Source organism: Oceanimonas sp. AH20CE76 (assembly GCF_039654065.1).
GTDB lineage: Bacteria > Pseudomonadota > Gammaproteobacteria > Enterobacterales > Aeromonadaceae > Oceanimonas > Oceanimonas smirnovii.
On sequence record NZ_CP155481.1, the window covers coordinates 136,789 to 152,616 of the forward strand.

The window sequence follows — 15,828 nt, forward strand, 5'->3', positions numbered from 1 at the left end:
TCAGTTCGCCGAAGAAGGGCGCACAATCAGCTCGGGCGGCGGACATTGCACTATGTCCGCCGTCGCCTTGCCGCCGATATGGCCCAGCAACAGGCCGATGGCCTGGCTGGCCACCTCCGCCAGATGCAGATTGACCGCCGTCAGCGGCGGCTCGCACTTCTGGGCACGCAGTCCGTCATAGCGGGTGACCACCCGCACGTCTTCCGGTACCCGCTTTCCGGCTTGCTGCAGGGCCCGCACCGCACCCACCGCAAAGGCATCCACCGGCGCACAAATGGCGTCCAGTTCGGGATGGTCGGCCAGCAGCCGGCGGCAGGCTTCGGCACCGGCGTCTTCACCGCCGGTTTCGTCCGCCTTGATGGTCAAACAGGGCAGGCTGTGACGTTCGCTAAAGTCCCGGTAGGCCTGCTCCACATCCACGTAGGAGTGACGGGACTGCTGACCGATCAGCAGCGCAATATGGCGTGCGCCCTGATCTGCCAGGTGCTCCAGCAGCAACCGGCCGGTGACGCCGGCCTGCATGTCCACATAGGGCACGGCGGGCCCGGCCTCGGGCTGGCGGCCGATGGACACCACCTTGATGCCCCGGCGCTGCAACTGGGTCACCTGGGGGTCATGGGCCACCGGCTCGATAATGATGGCACCGTCCACATCCAGCTCATCCAGCAGGCCCCTGGCTTCTGCCAGCGGCGGCACCAGCACCAGGGCCAGCCCCTGTTTCAGCGCCGCTTCTGCTGCCGACGCCGCCACCTCCATCATAAAACCGAGCCGGGACGGCCCGCCGGCCACCGCAAAGGGCATGGAGGAGAGCAGGGCGATGGTGTGGGTGCGGCCGGTGCGCAGCCGCTGGGCGCGCAGGTTGGGGCTGTAGCCCAGCTCGCGCGCCACCTGCTTGACCCGGGCCCGGGTCTGGGGATCAACCTGGCCCCGGTCGTTGAGGGCGTGGGAGACGGTGGTGCGGGACACCCCGGCGGCGGCGGCAACATCGGCGATGGTCAGGCGACGCCGGGCGCCGGCTTTGGCTGAACTCATGTGAATTTCTGCGAACTGAAGAGCGATGCGCCGAGTATACCATTGCTGAGTTTGAGCGAGGCCAAATCGATTTACCCGGCATTTTCGATTGGGAACCGTCGCCTTGACAGGCCATTCAACTTTGAATATTGTTCGCCAAATCGATTTGGTTGCGGTTTTCCGCCGAAATCGTCCGGTGTGGTTGTGCCGGAGTCACCGTGGTCCCTTGCGGATGGCGGTTTATTATTTGCCCTAACCCAAATCGATTTGGGTTAGGGTTTGGAGTGCCGGTTCCCCCCATGACGGCCATGTTTTTCCAGGAGTCCACCATGTCCCAAGTCCACAAGGACGTTATTCCGCCCGTTGATGAAAAGCTGCCCCTGAAAACCCTGCTGGCCTTTGGTCTGCAGCACGTACTGGTGATGGCGGCGTCGCCCATCGCCTCGGTGTTTCTGATGGCCACGGCGCTGGATTTTTCCCCCGAGCTGACCATCAATCTGCTGAGCGCCACCTTTATCGTCTGCGGTCTCGGCACCCTGTTGCAGTCCGTGGGCTGGCGCGGCTTCGGTGCCCGCCTGCCGTTTATCATGCTGCCCGGCGGCGCCCCCATTATCCTGTTTATTCTGGTGGCCCAGCAAACCGACGTGGCCACCGCCTCGGGGGCGGTGATCCTGACGGCGCTGTTCTATTTTCTGGTGTTGCCGCTGTTTCGCCGGCTGCTGCGGTTTTTTCCGTCCGTGGTGGTGGGCACCATGCTGCTGCTGGTGGCCATCAACCTGATCAAGATTTCGGGCTTTCTGGTGGTGGGCAAGGCCGGTAGCGAGGGCTATGCCGATCCCCTCAACCTGCTGTTGGCCTTTGCCACCATCGGCTTTACCCTGCTGTTTGCCCGGGTGCTCAAGGGCATGCTGGGCCAGCTGGCGATCCTGCTGGGCCTGCTGGGCGGCACTTTGGTCGCGGTGCTGTGCGGTGCCGTTGCCCTCGACGGCCTGGCGCTGTTTCCGCTGTTCAGCCTGCCGACCCTGCTGCCCTTTGGCATGCCCAAGTTTGATCTGGTGGCGTCGCTGCCGCTGATGATTTTCTGCCTGATCTCCATGGTGGAAGCCACCGGCCAGACCCTGGCCATCGGCGAGGTGGTCGACAAGAAGCTGGATCCGGAAGTGGACGTGGCCAAGACCATTCGTGGCGACGCCGCCGTGTCCCTGCTCGGTGGCCTGTTCGGCACTTCGCTTATCATCACCAGCGGCGAAAACATCGGCGTGGTGCGGGCCACCGGCATTCGCTCTCGCTATGTCACCCTGATGTCCGGCCTGTTGCTGATCCTTTTTGCCCTGCTGGCCCCCCTGGCACGGGTGATCCACGCCGTGCCCGAGGCCGTGGTCGGCGGCACCGGCATGGTGGTGTTCGCCATCGTCGGCACCATGGGCATCGACATGCTGCGCCGGGTCGACCTGCGCCAGCACGGCAACATGTATGTGGTGGCGGTAGCGCTGGCGGTGGGCCTGTTCCCCATTCTGGTGCCCGGTGCCTACAGCCAGTTCCCGTCCGGCCTGGCCTCCCTGCTGGGCAACGGCGTGGCCATGGGGGCACTGACCGCCGCCCTGATGAACGCCCTGTTTCATTGCCGATCCACTGGGGCGGACGCCGGGCCGGCAGACAAGGCGCGGCTGCAGGGCCGCTGATTTTCCCGGGCGGCCAGCGGCGGCCCGGCCAAGCACAGTAAAGGAGAAACATGAACACCCAACTTGCTCCCGAACAGTTCGAACAACCCTGCCTGCTGGCACCCGAGTGGCTGATGCTGGCCGAAGGGCCGGTACGCGATCACGCCGTGCTGCTCGACGGCGAGCACTTCAAAGATGTGGGCCCGCTCGCCACCCTGCGTGCCGCGCATCCTGAGGTGGCGGTGGTGACGTTGCCGGGCAAGCTGGTCATGCCCGGCTTTGTCGACAGTCATCACCATCTGACCCAGGCCTTTGGCAAGGCGCTGGTGTTTGGCGAGCCGTCGGAAATTTTTCGCCGGGTATGGGTGCCCATGGAGTCGGGGCTGACCCCGGACATGCTTTACCTGACCGCCAAGCTGGCCTCGCTGGAAGCCCTGCGTGGTGGTTTCACCACCGTCTGTGATGCGGGCACCCGGGCCAGCGAGGGACTGGACGCCATCGCTCAAGCCACCACCGAAGCGGGGCTGCGCTGTGTGCTGGGCCGGGTATGCAACGACAAGCGCGGTAACCAAGTGCTGGAGGCCGCGCCCATTCTGGCCGAGGCCGAGCGGCACATCGCCGGCTGGCAGTCCAACCCGCTGGTGACGCCGTCGCTGGCGGTGCCGATTCCGGAAATCGCCACCGATGCCATGCTGCACCGCATTTCTGCCCTGTGCGCCGAGGCGGGCATAGTGTTTCAGACCCACGTTAACGAGCACCTGGTGGCGGTGGAACGCTCCCTGGAGCAGCGCGGGCTGCGTCCGTTGGAGCAACTGTACAAGGCCGGAGCCCTTGGGCCCCAGGCGCTGCTGGCCCACGCCACCCTTCTGACCCCTGACGAGCTGATGATGTTGCGCGACACCGACAGCGCCGTCAGCTACAACCCGGTGGCCAGCGCCTGGAAGGGCAACGCCGTGGCTCAGGCTCAGCTGATGCACAGCCTGGGTATTCGCGTTGCCCTGGGTACCGACGGCACCCGCAGCGATGGCTTTCGGCTGCTGGACTATGCCGAGGCGGCCCAGCGCTTTGCCTTTGGCATGGCGGTGGGCGACTCTTCCTGCGGCGGCGGCTGGCCCTGGCTGGATCAGGGCACCCGTGGCGGCGCTGGGGTGCTGGGGCTGAACACCGGCGAGATCGCTCCCGGCAAGGCGGCGGACTTTCTGCTGGTCGATCTTGAGGTGCCCGAGCTGCTGCCGTCCTGGGATCTGAGCTGGGAGCTGGTGCGGCTGGCGAACCGGGATCAGATCCAGGGGGTGTTTGTCGCCGGCCGGCTGCGGCTGTGGCAGGGCTGGCCGCTGGACTGGGACGCCCGGGCGCTGATGGCCGAGGTGAACGAGCTGGCCAAGGCAGTGGTGTCCGGGGCACCGATTCAGAAAATCCACCCTTATAGCGATGCCCACCGCCGCGACTGGCAGGCCGGGCGGCGTGAGGAGGGGCACGCGTGACCGGTGACGTCTGGTTGTGGAGCGCCCTGGCGGTGGCCGCCGGCGCCTTTGTGCAGGGCTCCACCGGCATGGGCTTTGCGCTGATCGTGGCCCCGGTGCTGGGGCTGCTGGCCCCGGCGCTGCTGCCGGTCAGCCTGCTGGTGCTGATGCTGCCGCTCAATGCCATGATCGCCTGGCGCGAGCGCAGATCCATCGATTTACTGGGCACCAGGTGGATTTCTCTGGGGCGGGTGGTAGGCACCTTTGGCGGGCTATGGGTGCTGGTGGTGCTGCCCCTCAATCAGCTCAATGTGCTGATCGGGGTGTCAACCATAGCCGCGGTGCTGGCCAGCTGGCTGGCACCGGCGTTTTCGCCCAACCGCCGGGCCTATGTGTCTACCGGGGTGATCACCGGCATCACCGAAACCGCCACTGGCATCGGTGGCCCGCCATTGGCGCTGGTGTACCAGCATATGCCGGTGGCGACCCTGCGTGCCTCGGTGGCTACCTGCTTTCTGATCGGCGAGCTGGTGTCGTTGCTGGTGCTGGCGCTGAATGGCCGGCTTCAGCCCGAGCTGCTGCAGCCGGTGGCCGGTTTGCTGCCGGCGCTGGCGGTGGGTCTGGTGCTGAGCCAGCTGGTGCACCGGCGGCTGGACGCACGGTCTCTGCGCCGCTTTGTGCTGTTGTTCGCCTTTACCTCCGGCACCCTGGTGCTGTTCCAGTAATTCAGGGCCGGCAAGTAAGGAACATGAAACGGGGCTGCGTCGGCAGCCCTTTTTTATTCCCGCCCGGCGCAGGCCAGCAGCAGGGCGGCTTTTTCATCCGGGCTGATAAAGGCCATATTAAGGGCATTCTCCTGGCATTGGCGGCGTTGCTGCGAGGTGAGACCGGCGGCGCTGGCAGCGCTGTGGTATTCATGGCGCAGCTCTATGCCTTCCACTGCCGGGTCGTCCGTGTTCAGGCAAACCGGAATGCCTTTTTCCAGAAAACGGTGAATGGGGTGATGAGCGAGATCAGACACTGTGCTGGTCTGCAGGTTGGACGTCAGGCAAGACTCAATACCGATGTGGTGCTTGGCCAGATAATCGAGCAGCGCCTCGTCTTCCACCGCCCGCACGCCGTGACCAATGCGCACCGCGCCCAGCTCCCGCACCGCCTGCCAGACGCTGGCGCTGCCGGCGGCCTCACCGGCATGCACGGTCACGGCGAGACCGGCGTCCCGCACCCGGTTAAAATGCCCGGTAAACAGCTCACCGGGAAAGCCGCCTTCGTCACCGGCCAGATCCATGGCCACCAGTTTGCCGGCGTGAGCCAGACAGGCATTCAGCTCCTGCTCGCAGGCGGCTTTGCCAAAGGTGCGGCTCATAATGCCAATCAGTTTTACCGGCACGCCAACATCCCGGCTGCCGGCCGCCACGCCGTCACATACCGCTTCCACCACCCCTTGGGGATCAAGCCCATGGTTCATGGCCATATAACCCGGGCTGAAGCGCAGCTCGGCATAGTCGATGCCGGCGCTGAGCAAATCTTCCACGTTTTCATAGGCCACCCGGCGGCAGGCATCATAATTGCCCAGCACCTTTACGCCCCAGTCAAGTTTGGCCAGAAACGACAATAAATCCGGCGTGTTGCCCTGCACCCGCACATGGGGCAGCAGCTCGCTCAGCGTATTGCCGGGCAGGCGAACATCAAAGGCCCGGCCCAGCTCCAGTATGGTGGCCGGACGAATATTACCGTCCAGATGACGATGTAAATCGATAAGCGGCAGGCTGGGGTCGATCATAAAAACTCCTGAGTAAGCATGACACTATACAGCTTACTCTTTGGTGGCCGATTCTTCCGGCTGCAGTTCTTTCAGCTTGCGGGTCAGGGTGTTGCGGCCCCAGCCCAGCAGGCGGGCGGCTTCCTGTTTGTGGCCGCCGCTTCGGGCCAGAGCGCAGTCGAGTAAAATACGCTCAAACTCCGGCATGGCTTCTGCCAGCAGATCCTTGCGCCCCTGAGCCAGCTCATGGGTCGCCCAGTATTTCAGGGCCTGCCGCCAGTCGGTGGGTTGAGTTGTGGCTTTGGGTGCCGGCCCGGCTTCCTGTTTCATCAGTTCCGGTGGCAGATCCGACACCAGCACCTCCTGGCCCGATGCCATCACCGTCAGCCAGCGACACACGTTTTCCAGCTGGCGCACATTGCCGGGCCAGGGCAACTGCTGCAGCAGGCGCTGAGTGTCGGCATGCAGGGTTTTGGCATCGACCCCCAGCTCTGCCGCCGCCAGCCCAAGAAAATGTCTGGCCAGCCGGGGAATATCTTCCCGCCGCTCTTTCAGGGCCGGCATATGCACGCGGATCACGTTCAGGCGGTGAAACAGGTCTTCCCGAAAGTCGCCGCCGGCGACCTTTCTTTCCAGATCCTGATGAGTGGCGGCAATAATGCGCACATCCACCTTGATGGGCTGATGGCCTCCCACCCGGTAAAACTGACCGTCGGCCAGCACCCGCAGCAGCCGGGTCTGAATATCCAGGGGCATATCGCCAATTTCATCCAGAAACAGAGTGCCGCCGTCGGCCTGCTCAAAGCGGCCCCGGCGCACGCTGTTGGCACCGGTAAAGGCCCCCTTTTCATGGCCGAACAGTTCAGATTCGATCAAATCCTTGGGAATGGCCGCCATGTTCAGGGCAATAAAGGGCTGTGCTGCCCTGGGGCTGTGCTTGTGCAGGGCGTGGGCCACCAGCTCCTTGCCGGTGCCGCTCTGGCCGTTAATCAATACCGAAATGGAAGAACGGGCCAGCCGGCCAATGGCGCGAAACACTTCCTGCATGGCCGGCGCTTCACCGATAATTTCCGGGGTGCGCACCGTCTCTGCCTGCCCGGTGGGCAGCTTGTGCCGGCTTTCCTTTACAAAGGCTACGGCCCGCTGCACCAGGGCCACGGCATCGTCGATATCAAAGGGTTTGGGCAAATATTCAAACGCCCCGTGCTGATAGGCGTTGACCGCGCTGTCGAGATCGGAATGGGCGGTCATGATAATCACCGGCAGGCCGGGTACGCGCTGATGAATGGCTCCCAGCAACGTCAGGCCGTCCATGCCGCCCATGCGAATATCGGAGATCACTACCTGGGGCTGAGCCGAGCTCAGGGCATCGAGTACGCTTTCGCCATCTTCAAAACTGCGGCTCTCAAAGCCGGCCTGTGCCAGCGCCCGTTCCAGTACCCAGCGAATGGAGCTGTCGTCATCGACGACCCAAATCATTTCAGCCATAAAAAGTGCTCCTATCGTGATAGTGGCAGATAAATAATAAATTCGGTATGTCCGGGCCGGCTCTGGCACTCAATATGGCCCTGGTGCTGGTGGATCAGCTCCTGAGCAATGGACAGCCCAAGGCCGGTGCCGCCTTCCTTGCCGGTGACCATGGGGTAGAACAAAGTGTCTTGCAGGGAGGCAGGAATGCCCGGGCCGTCATCAATAATGCGTATCTCGGCGGCCAGCCGGTAGCGCTTGCCTTGCAGCATCACCTGAAAGGCGGTGCGGGTGCGCAGGGTGATGTGGCCATGATCCCCCAGCGCATCAACGGCGTTGCGCACCATATTCAGCAGCGCCTGTTGCAGTTGCTCGGGGTCGGCTTCAAGGTCGGGAATGCTGGGATCATAATCCCGCATCAGGCTGATGCCCGGGGCCATGTCCATGCTCACCAGCCGGCGCACCTGCTCCAGTACCGAGTGCAGGTTGATCACTTCCCGCTTGCCCGGACGCTGCGGGCCCAGCAGCCGGTCTACCAGGTTACGCAGCCGATCGGCCTGGGCAATGATGAGATGAGTGAATTCCTTCAGTTCTTCTTTTTCCAGCTCCCGCTCCAGCAGCTGAGCCGCGCCGCGCAGACCGCCAAGGGGGTTTTTTATCTCGTGGGCCAGGCCGCGCACCAGCTCCCGGGCGGCCTGCTGCTGCGCCCGCTGCTGCAATTCCTGGCTGATTTTCTTCTGCTGGTCGATCAGCCGCAGCTCCATCAGCGCCAGAATACGCCGGTTCAGGGTAAAGGCGGTCACGCTCACATCCACCCAGCGGGGCAGGCCGTCAATCACGATTTGTACTTCACTGTTGGTAAAGCTCTGCTCCAGCTCAATGCAGCGCTGAATACGGCGCATATCAAGGGAGATGTCTTCCACCAGCTGATCCAGCCGGGCGTCTTTCAGCCGGCGTTTGCTCAGGGTCAGCAGCTGCTCGGCGGCGGTGTTGGCAAAATGCACCACCAGATCGCCGTCTACCACCAGCACAGCGGTAAGCTGGCTGTCGATAATGGTCTGAATATTGATCGGGTTGTTCACAGGCTGTCCTTGGTGAATGCGGGTGCACCAACTTAGTGCAAACAGTGTAACCCATGGGGCCAGGGTTGCCACAAAATGGTGCAATCAGACCGGCTTTTCAGCCTCGTTGATAAAACTCTGCAAAAAGCTTGCCCGATCTCTCTGATGATTATTGCATCAATTGATAGCATGAATATAATTAGCTAGCTAACTAATTTGGAGTGCACCATGAAAACATTGGGTATGGCCTTGTCCGGACTGGTTCGCCAGTGGCGGCTGATTAATGACGAGCGGCTCAAGCCTCTGGGGCTGACCCAGAGCCGCTGGATCACCCTGACTCACCTGCAGCAGGAAGACGGCATTCAGCAGCACCGCCTGGCCCGCAGTGTGGGCGTGGAAAGCCCGTCTCTGGTGCGCACTCTGGACGGGCTGGAGCAGCTGGGGCTGGTGGAGCGCCGGCCCTGTGCCAACGACAGGCGCGGCAAAACCGTGCATTTAGCGCCGGCGGTCACGCCGTTGTTAGCGGAAATGGATGCTGTGCTGAGCCATACTCGACAGCAGGTGCTGGAGGGGCTGAGCGAGGCCGAGCTGGCAGAGCTGGAGCGCATGGTGTGCCATATCAGTGCCAATCTGCGAAAAATAAACCAACAACTGAACGCGAAACAGGAGACCGAATGAGCGCAGAGCAGAGTTTTAACCGCTGGGTGCGTATCGCGTTGGTCACCTTTGGCGTGCTGCTGCTGTATTTTGTGCTGATTGATAACTTCGCTCCCATCACGCCCCAGGCGCAGGCGCACAGACCCGTGCTGTCGGTGGCACCCAGAGTCGCGGGGCAGGTGGAGCGGGTAGCGGTCAGCAATAATCAGCCGGTAAAGGCCGGTGATCTGCTGTTTACCCTGGACGACACCGACTATCAGCTGGCGCTGGACAGGGCGGCATTACAGCAGCAGCTGGCCAGCGCCGACAGAGAGCGGCTACAGGCGGCCATGGCCGGCATAAAGGCTGAAGCAGAGCAGGCCCGGCTGCGGGCCGAAGAGCTCTCCCGTGAGGCCAGTCGCCTGGAGCGGCTGCACCGGCTGGGGCATATGTCGGTGCAGCAGGCGGAGCAGGCCCGTAATCAGGCACAGCAGGCCAGCAGTGCGCTGCAGGCGGTACAGGCGCGGCAGCAGGAAGCCAGACAGGCGCTGGCGGCCGCCGAACTGGCTCACAAGCAGGCCAACAATGCCCATGAGCAGGCCCGGCTGGCGCTGCAGCGCACTCGGGTCAAGGCAGAAATGGCCGGTCGTATCGGTAATCTGCAATTGCAGGAAGGCGTACAGGCTCAGGCCGGCCAGCCGCTGCTGGCGCTGATTTCCAACGAATTGACGGTGCTTGCCGACCTGCGGGAAAAAACCCTGCGTCATGTGACTGCCGGCACCAAAGCCGGGGTGGTGTTTGATGCCCTGCCCGGACAAATTTTTGATGCCCATGTCAGCAGCATCGACAGCGGCGTGCGTCATGGTCAGCAGCAGGCCGACGGCCAGCTGGTGCAACCGGAAAACTCCGACCGTTGGGTGCGCGATGCCCAGCGCCTGCGGGTGCATATTGCCCTGGACGAGCCGGTGCCGGGCCTGGCCACCGGTGCCCGGGCCACGGTGCAGTTGTTTCCCGAGTCGGGCAGCTGGCTGCATGGTCTTGGCTGGGTGCAGCTGTGGCTGGTCAGTCAGTTCCGTTATCTGTATTAAGCGCCATGACCTTTACCGACGATAAACTCAGGGGCTGTTTACGCGTTGCTCTTGGCAGCACCGTGGGCATGCTGATTGCCAAGATAACCGACTCCCAGATGGGGGTGTTTTTTACCGTTTATCCCATGCTGCTGCTGGGCATGGTGCCGGTATTCAACCGCTTTGTGGTGCTGCAGTTTATCGGCTCGTCTGTGCTTACCTCGCTGGAGGTGATGCTGCTGCCGGGTCTGCTGGGGCACTGGCCACCGGTTTATACCCTGGTGGTGTTTATGCTGTTTTTATGGCGCTTTTATCTGATGGCCAAAGGACCGCTGATGCTGTTTGGTGCCAGCGGCTGTGTCAGCCTCAGCATTATGCTGCACTTTGCCAGCTACCCGCAGTTTCATCTGGCCGATATGGCCGCCAGCAATATAGCGGCGTCCTGTTTGTCGGTGGCGGTGGCGGCCCTGCTCTATGCCCTGCTGCCAAACCGTGAGCCGCCGGTGGCCCGGGCACTGCCGGAAAAAAGCGACAATGTGCTGCGCCATCAGGCCCTGCTGGGCGCCATAGTGGCCACCTTCAGTTTTGTGGTGTTTCAGATGGTGGATCTGGTGGACTCGCTGTCGGCTCAGGCGGCTACCGTGCTGGTGTTGTTTCCCATGAGCTATGCCGGTGCCGTGGTCTCGGGCCGGGCCCGCTGCATTGGCACCCTGCTGGGCTGCTCGGCGGGCCTGTTGTTTCAGCTGGTGCTGTATGACCATTACCACAACCTGTTGCTGCTGGGGTTGGCGTTCTGGATTTGCGCCATGGTGTTTGCCCGGCTGCATGCTAGGGAGGCCATGCCCGGCATCGGCTTTGCCGGCCTGACCACGGTGGGCATTCTGTTCGGCCAGTATGTCTCGCCGGAGCATGATCTGGTGTTCAGCGCCCTCTATCGCATGAGCTCAATGACGATCGCCATTCTGGTGACCCTGTGCTGCGTCTATCTGGTGCATAAACTGCTTAATCTGTTTCCGTCTACCCGGCATCAGGTTCTTTGAAATTTGTGCACAGCGAAGCAGCAGCGCGGTTGCACTCCGCCGACACGCTTCGAGCCCATCCATGGGGCGCTCGGCAAATGTCATCCATGACATTTGACGGTCGGCTTCGATAATCCCCGCTGCTGCTTCGGGCAATATCGGCGTGCCCTGCAAGCCGGAAGTAAAAACAAAAAAGCCCGGTTTCCCGGGCTTTTCACTTCCAGCTTTTCGCTTTCAGCTATTCAGTTAAACGGAGTAGTACAGGTCAAACTCCAGCGGGTGTACCGCCATATTGATGGTCTCGGTTTCCACGCGCTTGTGCTTGATGTAGGCATCGATGAACTCGTCGGAGAAGACGCCGCCGCGGGTCAGGAATTCGCGATCCTGATCCAGGTTGTCCAGGGCGTTGTCCAGCGAGGTGGCCACGGTCGGGATCTCGGCAGCTTCTTCGGCGGGCAGGTCGTACAGATCCTTGTCCATGGCATCGCCCGGGTGGATCTTGTTCTGAATACCGTCCAGGCCGGCCATCAGCAGAGCCGCGAAGCACAGGTAGGGGTTGGCGGCCGGATCCGGGAAGCGGGTCTCGATGCGACGGGCCTTGGGTGAGCCCACCAGCGGAATCCGAATGGACGCAGAGCGGTTGCGGGCGGAGTAGGCCAGCATCACCGGGGCTTCAAAGCCGGGCACCAGACGACGATAGGAGTTGGTGGCCGGGTTGGTGATGGCGTTCAGGGCGCGGGCGTGCTTGATAATGCCGCCGATATAGTACAGCGCCATTTCCGACAGGCCGCCGTACAGATCACCGGCAAACAGGTTTTCGCCGTTTTTGCCCAGAGACTGGTGCACATGCATGCCGGAGCCGTTATCACCTACCAGTGGCTTGGGCATAAAGGTGGCGGTCTTGTTAAAGGCGTGAGCCACGTTATGCACTACGTATTTGTAGATCTGAATTTCGTCGGCTTTTTTGGTCAGGGTGTTGAATTTGCAGGCAATTTCGTTCTGGCCGGCGGTAGCCACCTCGTGGTGGTGCGCTTCCACTACCAGACCCATTTCTTCCATTACCAGACACATGGCAGAGCGAATGTCGTGGGAAGAGTCGATGGGAGCTACCGGGAAATAACCGCCTTTTACGCCGGGGCGGTGGCCCTTGTTGCCTTCGGCATAATCACGGCCTGAGTTCCACTTGGCTTCGGAGTCGTCCACCTTGAAAAAGCTGCCGGCCATGTCGGTATGAAAACGCACGTCGTCGAACATGAAGAATTCCGGCTCCGGGCCAATCAGCACGGTATCGGCAATGCCGGTAGACACCAGATATTCCTCGGCGCGGCGGGCAATGGAGCGGGGATCACGGTCGTAGCCCTGCATGGTGGCAGGCTCGAGCACGTCACAGCGAATATTGAGGGTGGCATCTTCGGTGAAGGGGTCCATCACGGCAGTAGACGGATCCGGCATCAGCACCATGTCTGACTCGTGAATGGTCTTCCATGCGGTCATGGATGAGCCGTCAAACATCTTGCCTTCTTCAAAGAAGTCATCGTTTACCTGGCTTACCGGCAGGCTGATGTGCTGCTCTTTGCCTTTGATATCGGTAAAGCGCATATCGATGAATTTGACATCGTGTTCCTTGATCATGTCCATTACGGATTCAATTGACATGGGTTTCGACCTCCAAAAATTAACATCCAGGGTCTGATGAACAAATTCATCAGTTGTGATTTCTTAAGCCAGAACCGTGCCATCTTGCTAAGCTTTTGTAATTTAAGCATTAAATATTACGGTTCTGTATTCTTCATCTTTTGCATTGCACCAATTTGGTGCGTTGGTGAGTCTTTTTAGTGCGATCTTATCCGGCTGCGCCATTCTGGTGCAGCCAGACGTCTTTCATCTTGCTGCATAATACCATTCATGGAGAAAACAAGGATCGTTTCGGGTCTGCTTTGTCGGCACGTCAGCGCACCCCATGTATGAAAAATGAGAAAAGCGTATATTGAAGCGGCTAAAGCGTGTACAATTTGCAGCCCTTTTTTATTTGGGTCCGCTGCAGTTATTGGCGCCGGACACCTTCAGAGAGCGGCTGCACCGCCTGTGCCCGCCTCAAAATATGCGAGCGAAAGAACTTAATGTCAGCTGAAATCAATAATCTGAGAAACATTGCCATTATCGCGCACGTTGACCACGGTAAAACCACCCTGGTCGACAAGCTGCTGCAGCAGTCCGGCACCCTGGAAAGCCGTGGCGAAGCCGAAGAGCGGGTGATGGACTCCAACGATATCGAGCGTGAGCGCGGTATTACCATTCTGGCCAAAAACACCGCCATTCGCTGGACTTCTCCCGAAGGTCAGGAATACCGCATCAACATTGTAGACACCCCCGGACACGCCGACTTCGGCGGTGAAGTAGAGCGGGTAATGTCGATGGTGGACTCTGTGCTGTTGCTGGTAGACGCGCAGGAAGGCCCCATGCCGCAAACCCGTTTTGTTACTCAAAAGGCGTTTGCTCAGGGTCTCAAGCCCATCGTTATCATCAACAAGGTAGACAAGCCCGGTGCCCGTCCCGATTGGGTAATGGATCAGGTATTTGATCTGTTCGACAACCTGGGTGCTACTGATGATCAGCTCGACTTTCAGGTGGTGTACGCCTCCGGCCTGAATGGCTGGGCTTCGCTCGACGCCGATGAGCGCACCGAAGACATGACCACCCTGTTCCAGACCATAGTGGATCAGGTGCCGGTACCCGACGCGGACCCGGAAGGTTCCATGCAGATGCAGATCTCCCAGCTCGATTACTCCTCCTATGTGGGTGTTATCGGCGTGGGCCGCATCAAGCGCGGTACCGTCAAGGTAAACCAGCAGGTGACCGTGATCGGTGCCGATGGCAAAACCCGCAACGGTAAAGTGGGCCAGGTAATGGGTTATCTGGGCCTGCAGCGTCACGATGTGACCGAAGCCTCTGCCGGCGACATAGTGGCCATTACCGGTCTGGGTGAGCTGAAAATCTCCGATACCGTCTGTGCTGCCGGTGCCGTGGAAGCGCTGCCGCCGCTGTCGGTGGATGAGCCTACCGTGACCATGACCTTCCAGGTGAACACCTCACCGTTTGCCGGTCAGGACGGTAAGTTCGTGACGTCACGTAACATTCTGGAGCGTCTGACCCAGGAACTGGTGCACAACGTGGCCCTGCGGGTAGAAGAAACCGGCGATCCCGACAAGTTCCGCGTGTCCGGCCGGGGTGAGCTGCATCTGGGCATTCTGATCGAGAACATGCGTCGTGAAGGCTTTGAGCTGGCGGTATCCCGCCCTGAAGTAATTCTGAAAGAAGAAAACGGCGAGTTGCTTGAACCCTTTGAAACCCTGACCGTAGACATTGAAGAAGACAGCCAGGGCTCCATTATGGAGAAACTGGGTGAGCGCAAGGCCGAAATGACCGACATGGTGCCGGATGGCAAGGGTCGCGTGCGCATCGACTTTATGATTCCGGCCCGGGGCCTGATCGGCTTTCAGACCGAGTTTATGACCCTGACCTCCGGCTCCGGCCTGATGTATCACACCTTTGACCATTATGGTCCGCATAAGGGTGGTAACATTGGTCAGCGCAACAACGGTGTACTGATCTCCAATGGCAAGGGCAAGGCGCTGGCTTATGCGCTGTTCAACCTGCAGGAGCGTGGCCGTCTGTTTATCGAGCATGCCACCGAAGTGTATGAAGGCATGATCATCGGCATTCATAACCGCTCCAACGACCTGACTGTAAACTGCCTCAAGGGCAAGCAGCTGACCAACATTCGTGCCGCCGGCACCGATGAGGCGCTGACCCTGGTGCCGCCGATCAAAATGACCCTGGAGCAGGCACTGGAATTTATCGACGACGACGAGCTGGTAGAGGTTACTCCCAACCATATTCGTATTCGTAAGCGTCTGCTGACCGAAAACGAGCGTAAGCGCGCCGGCCGCGGCTGATAAGACTTCAGTGAACATACAAGAGGACGCTTCGGCGTCCTCTTTTTTTATGGGAAATTTATTCAAATAATTTGAACCTCAAAGCCAGTAAAGGTCGCTTTGATTTTTAGTCAAAGGGATTAGACTTGAGAGTAATAATCATACACAGTTGATTGCATGGCTGCTTATGGCAGCGCAGGAGAAGCCATTCATGCAGAAATATTCAATTACAATGCGCCTTTTTCACTGGCTCACCGCCCTGCTGGTATTTGGCCTGTTTGGGGTGGGGTTATGGATGCGCAGCCTGGGTTATTACGATCCGCTCTATCAGGTATTACCGTACTGGCATAAAAGCGTGGGCTTTTTGCTGGCCGGCCTGATAGTGCTGCGCCTGCTGAGCCGCTGGTTTAGCGCTCAGCCCGCGCCGCTGGCCAGCCACAAGGCCTGGGAGCAGCGGCTGGCTCACCTGATGCACTGGGTGCTGTACTTATTATTGTTCGGGTTGTTTATCAGTGGTTATCTGGTGGCCACCTCCGATAACAGGCCCACTTCGTTTTTTGGCTGGTTTGATATTCCGGCCTTGTTTACTGCCTTTGAAAATCAGGAAGATGTAGCCGGGCTTATTCATGAAATCTGCGCCTGGTCGCTGATTGGCCTGGTGGCATTGCATGCCCTGGCGGCCCTTAAACATCACTGGTTTGACCGCGACCAGACACTGAAACGCATGCTGTAAGCCTTTTCTCACA

The 15,828-nt window shown here is 60.4% G+C and carries 13 protein-coding genes; 8 read left to right on the forward strand and 5 right to left on the reverse strand.

Translation table 11 applies throughout. The features are described from left to right. Entirely contained in the window at positions 1-1,032 is a 1,032-nt protein-coding gene (locus N2M06_RS00680; RefSeq protein ID WP_346351302.1) for a LacI family DNA-binding transcriptional regulator, read from the reverse strand. A gap of 308 nt (positions 1,033-1,340) precedes the next feature. Here N2M06_RS00680 and N2M06_RS00685 point away from each other — a divergent pair, with 308 nt between their 5' ends. Genes N2M06_RS00685 through N2M06_RS00695 form a run of 3 tightly spaced genes read left to right on the forward strand, consistent with a single transcriptional unit; the run spans position 1,341 to position 4,860 of the window. Continuing rightward, a complete protein-coding gene (locus tag N2M06_RS00685) occupies positions 1,341-2,693 on the forward strand; it encodes a solute carrier family 23 protein (protein ID WP_346351303.1) in 1,353 nt (450 codons plus the stop codon). A gap of 50 nt (positions 2,694-2,743) precedes the next feature. Beyond that, positions 2,744-4,156 carry an amidohydrolase family protein gene (locus N2M06_RS00690; RefSeq protein ID WP_346351304.1) on the forward strand — a complete coding sequence of 471 codons (1,413 nt, stop codon included), beginning with the start codon at positions 2,744-2,746 and terminating at the stop codon, positions 4,154-4,156. Beyond that, positions 4,153-4,860, forward strand: coding sequence for a sulfite exporter TauE/SafE family protein (locus N2M06_RS00695; protein ID WP_019934683.1), 708 nt, complete (start codon positions 4,153-4,155; stop codon positions 4,858-4,860). The genes N2M06_RS00690 and N2M06_RS00695 overlap by 4 nt, the downstream gene beginning before the upstream one ends. A 53-nt stretch (positions 4,861-4,913) precedes the next feature. Here N2M06_RS00695 and add read toward each other — a convergent pair whose 3' ends face one another. Genes add through glnL form a run of 3 tightly spaced genes read right to left on the reverse strand, consistent with a single transcriptional unit; the run spans position 4,914 to position 8,446 of the window. Next, positions 4,914-5,918, reverse strand: a complete 1,005-nt coding sequence (gene add / locus N2M06_RS00700) for an adenosine deaminase (RefSeq protein ID WP_019934684.1) — start codon at positions 5,916-5,918, stop codon at positions 4,914-4,916. A gap of 33 nt (positions 5,919-5,951) precedes the next feature. After that, on the reverse strand, positions 5,952-7,385 hold the full coding sequence (gene glnG, locus N2M06_RS00705) for a nitrogen regulation protein NR(I) (RefSeq protein WP_346351305.1): 1,434 nt from the start codon (positions 7,383-7,385) through the stop codon (positions 5,952-5,954). Between the two features lie 11 nt (positions 7,386-7,396). Then, positions 7,397-8,446: a nitrogen regulation protein NR(II) gene (gene glnL / locus N2M06_RS00710; protein ID WP_346351306.1), complete on the reverse strand. Its 1,050-nt coding sequence runs from the start codon at positions 8,444-8,446 to the stop codon at positions 7,397-7,399. A 207-nt stretch (positions 8,447-8,653) separates the two neighbouring features. Between glnL and slyA the strand changes: the two genes are divergently transcribed. Genes slyA through N2M06_RS00725 form a run of 3 tightly spaced genes read left to right on the forward strand, consistent with a single transcriptional unit; the run spans position 8,654 to position 11,168 of the window. After that, complete coding sequence (gene slyA, locus N2M06_RS00715) at positions 8,654-9,103, forward strand: transcriptional regulator SlyA (protein WP_346351307.1); 450 nt, start codon at positions 8,654-8,656, stop codon at positions 9,101-9,103. Further along, positions 9,100-10,149 carry an HlyD family secretion protein gene (locus N2M06_RS00720; RefSeq protein WP_346351308.1) on the forward strand — a complete coding sequence of 350 codons (1,050 nt, stop codon included), beginning with the start codon at positions 9,100-9,102 and terminating at the stop codon, positions 10,147-10,149. The genes slyA and N2M06_RS00720 overlap by 4 nt, the downstream gene beginning before the upstream one ends. A gap of 5 nt (positions 10,150-10,154) precedes the next feature. Beyond that, complete coding sequence (locus N2M06_RS00725) at positions 10,155-11,168, forward strand: DUF2955 domain-containing protein (protein WP_317074098.1); 1,014 nt, start codon at positions 10,155-10,157, stop codon at positions 11,166-11,168. A gap of 225 nt (positions 11,169-11,393) precedes the next feature. Here N2M06_RS00725 and glnA read toward each other — a convergent pair whose 3' ends face one another. Then, positions 11,394-12,797: a glutamate--ammonia ligase gene (glnA, locus tag N2M06_RS00730; RefSeq protein WP_317074097.1), complete on the reverse strand. Its 1,404-nt coding sequence runs from the start codon at positions 12,795-12,797 to the stop codon at positions 11,394-11,396. A 470-nt stretch (positions 12,798-13,267) separates the two neighbouring features. On the opposite strand from glnA, the gene typA reads away from it, so the two are divergent. Together typA and N2M06_RS00740 are read left to right on the forward strand one after the other, a co-directional pair. Beyond that, positions 13,268-15,103, forward strand: coding sequence for a translational GTPase TypA (typA, locus tag N2M06_RS00735; RefSeq protein ID WP_346351309.1), 1,836 nt, complete (start codon positions 13,268-13,270; stop codon positions 15,101-15,103). A 190-nt stretch (positions 15,104-15,293) separates the two neighbouring features. Next, positions 15,294-15,815 (forward strand): cytochrome b, encoded by a 522-nt coding sequence (locus N2M06_RS00740; RefSeq protein ID WP_346351310.1) that lies wholly within the window; start codon positions 15,294-15,296, stop codon positions 15,813-15,815. The last annotated feature ends 13 nt before the right edge of the window (positions 15,816-15,828 follow it).

What these genes read in the sequence shown, in the direction of transcription:
- N2M06_RS00680 (WP_346351302.1), bottom strand. Translation starts at nt 1,032, where the DNA reads ATGAGTTCAGCCAAAGCCGGCGCCCGGCGTCGCCTGACCATCGCCGAT.
- N2M06_RS00685 (WP_346351303.1), top strand. Translation starts at nt 1,341, where the DNA reads ATGTCCCAAGTCCACAAGGACGTTATTCCGCCCGTTGATGAAAAGCTG.
- N2M06_RS00690 (WP_346351304.1), top strand. Translation starts at nt 2,744, where the DNA reads ATGAACACCCAACTTGCTCCCGAACAGTTCGAACAACCCTGCCTGCTG.
- add (WP_019934684.1), bottom strand. Translation starts at nt 5,918, where the DNA reads ATGATCGACCCCAGCCTGCCGCTTATCGATTTACATCGTCATCTGGAC.
- glnG (WP_346351305.1), bottom strand. Translation starts at nt 7,385, where the DNA reads ATGGCTGAAATGATTTGGGTCGTCGATGACGACAGCTCCATTCGCTGG.
- slyA (WP_346351307.1), top strand. Translation starts at nt 8,654, where the DNA reads ATGAAAACATTGGGTATGGCCTTGTCCGGACTGGTTCGCCAGTGGCGG.
- N2M06_RS00720 (WP_346351308.1), top strand. Translation starts at nt 9,100, where the DNA reads ATGAGCGCAGAGCAGAGTTTTAACCGCTGGGTGCGTATCGCGTTGGTC.
- N2M06_RS00725 (WP_317074098.1), top strand. Translation starts at nt 10,155, where the DNA reads ATGACCTTTACCGACGATAAACTCAGGGGCTGTTTACGCGTTGCTCTT.
- typA (WP_346351309.1), top strand. Translation starts at nt 13,268, where the DNA reads ATGTCAGCTGAAATCAATAATCTGAGAAACATTGCCATTATCGCGCAC.
- N2M06_RS00740 (WP_346351310.1), top strand. Translation starts at nt 15,294, where the DNA reads ATGCAGAAATATTCAATTACAATGCGCCTTTTTCACTGGCTCACCGCC.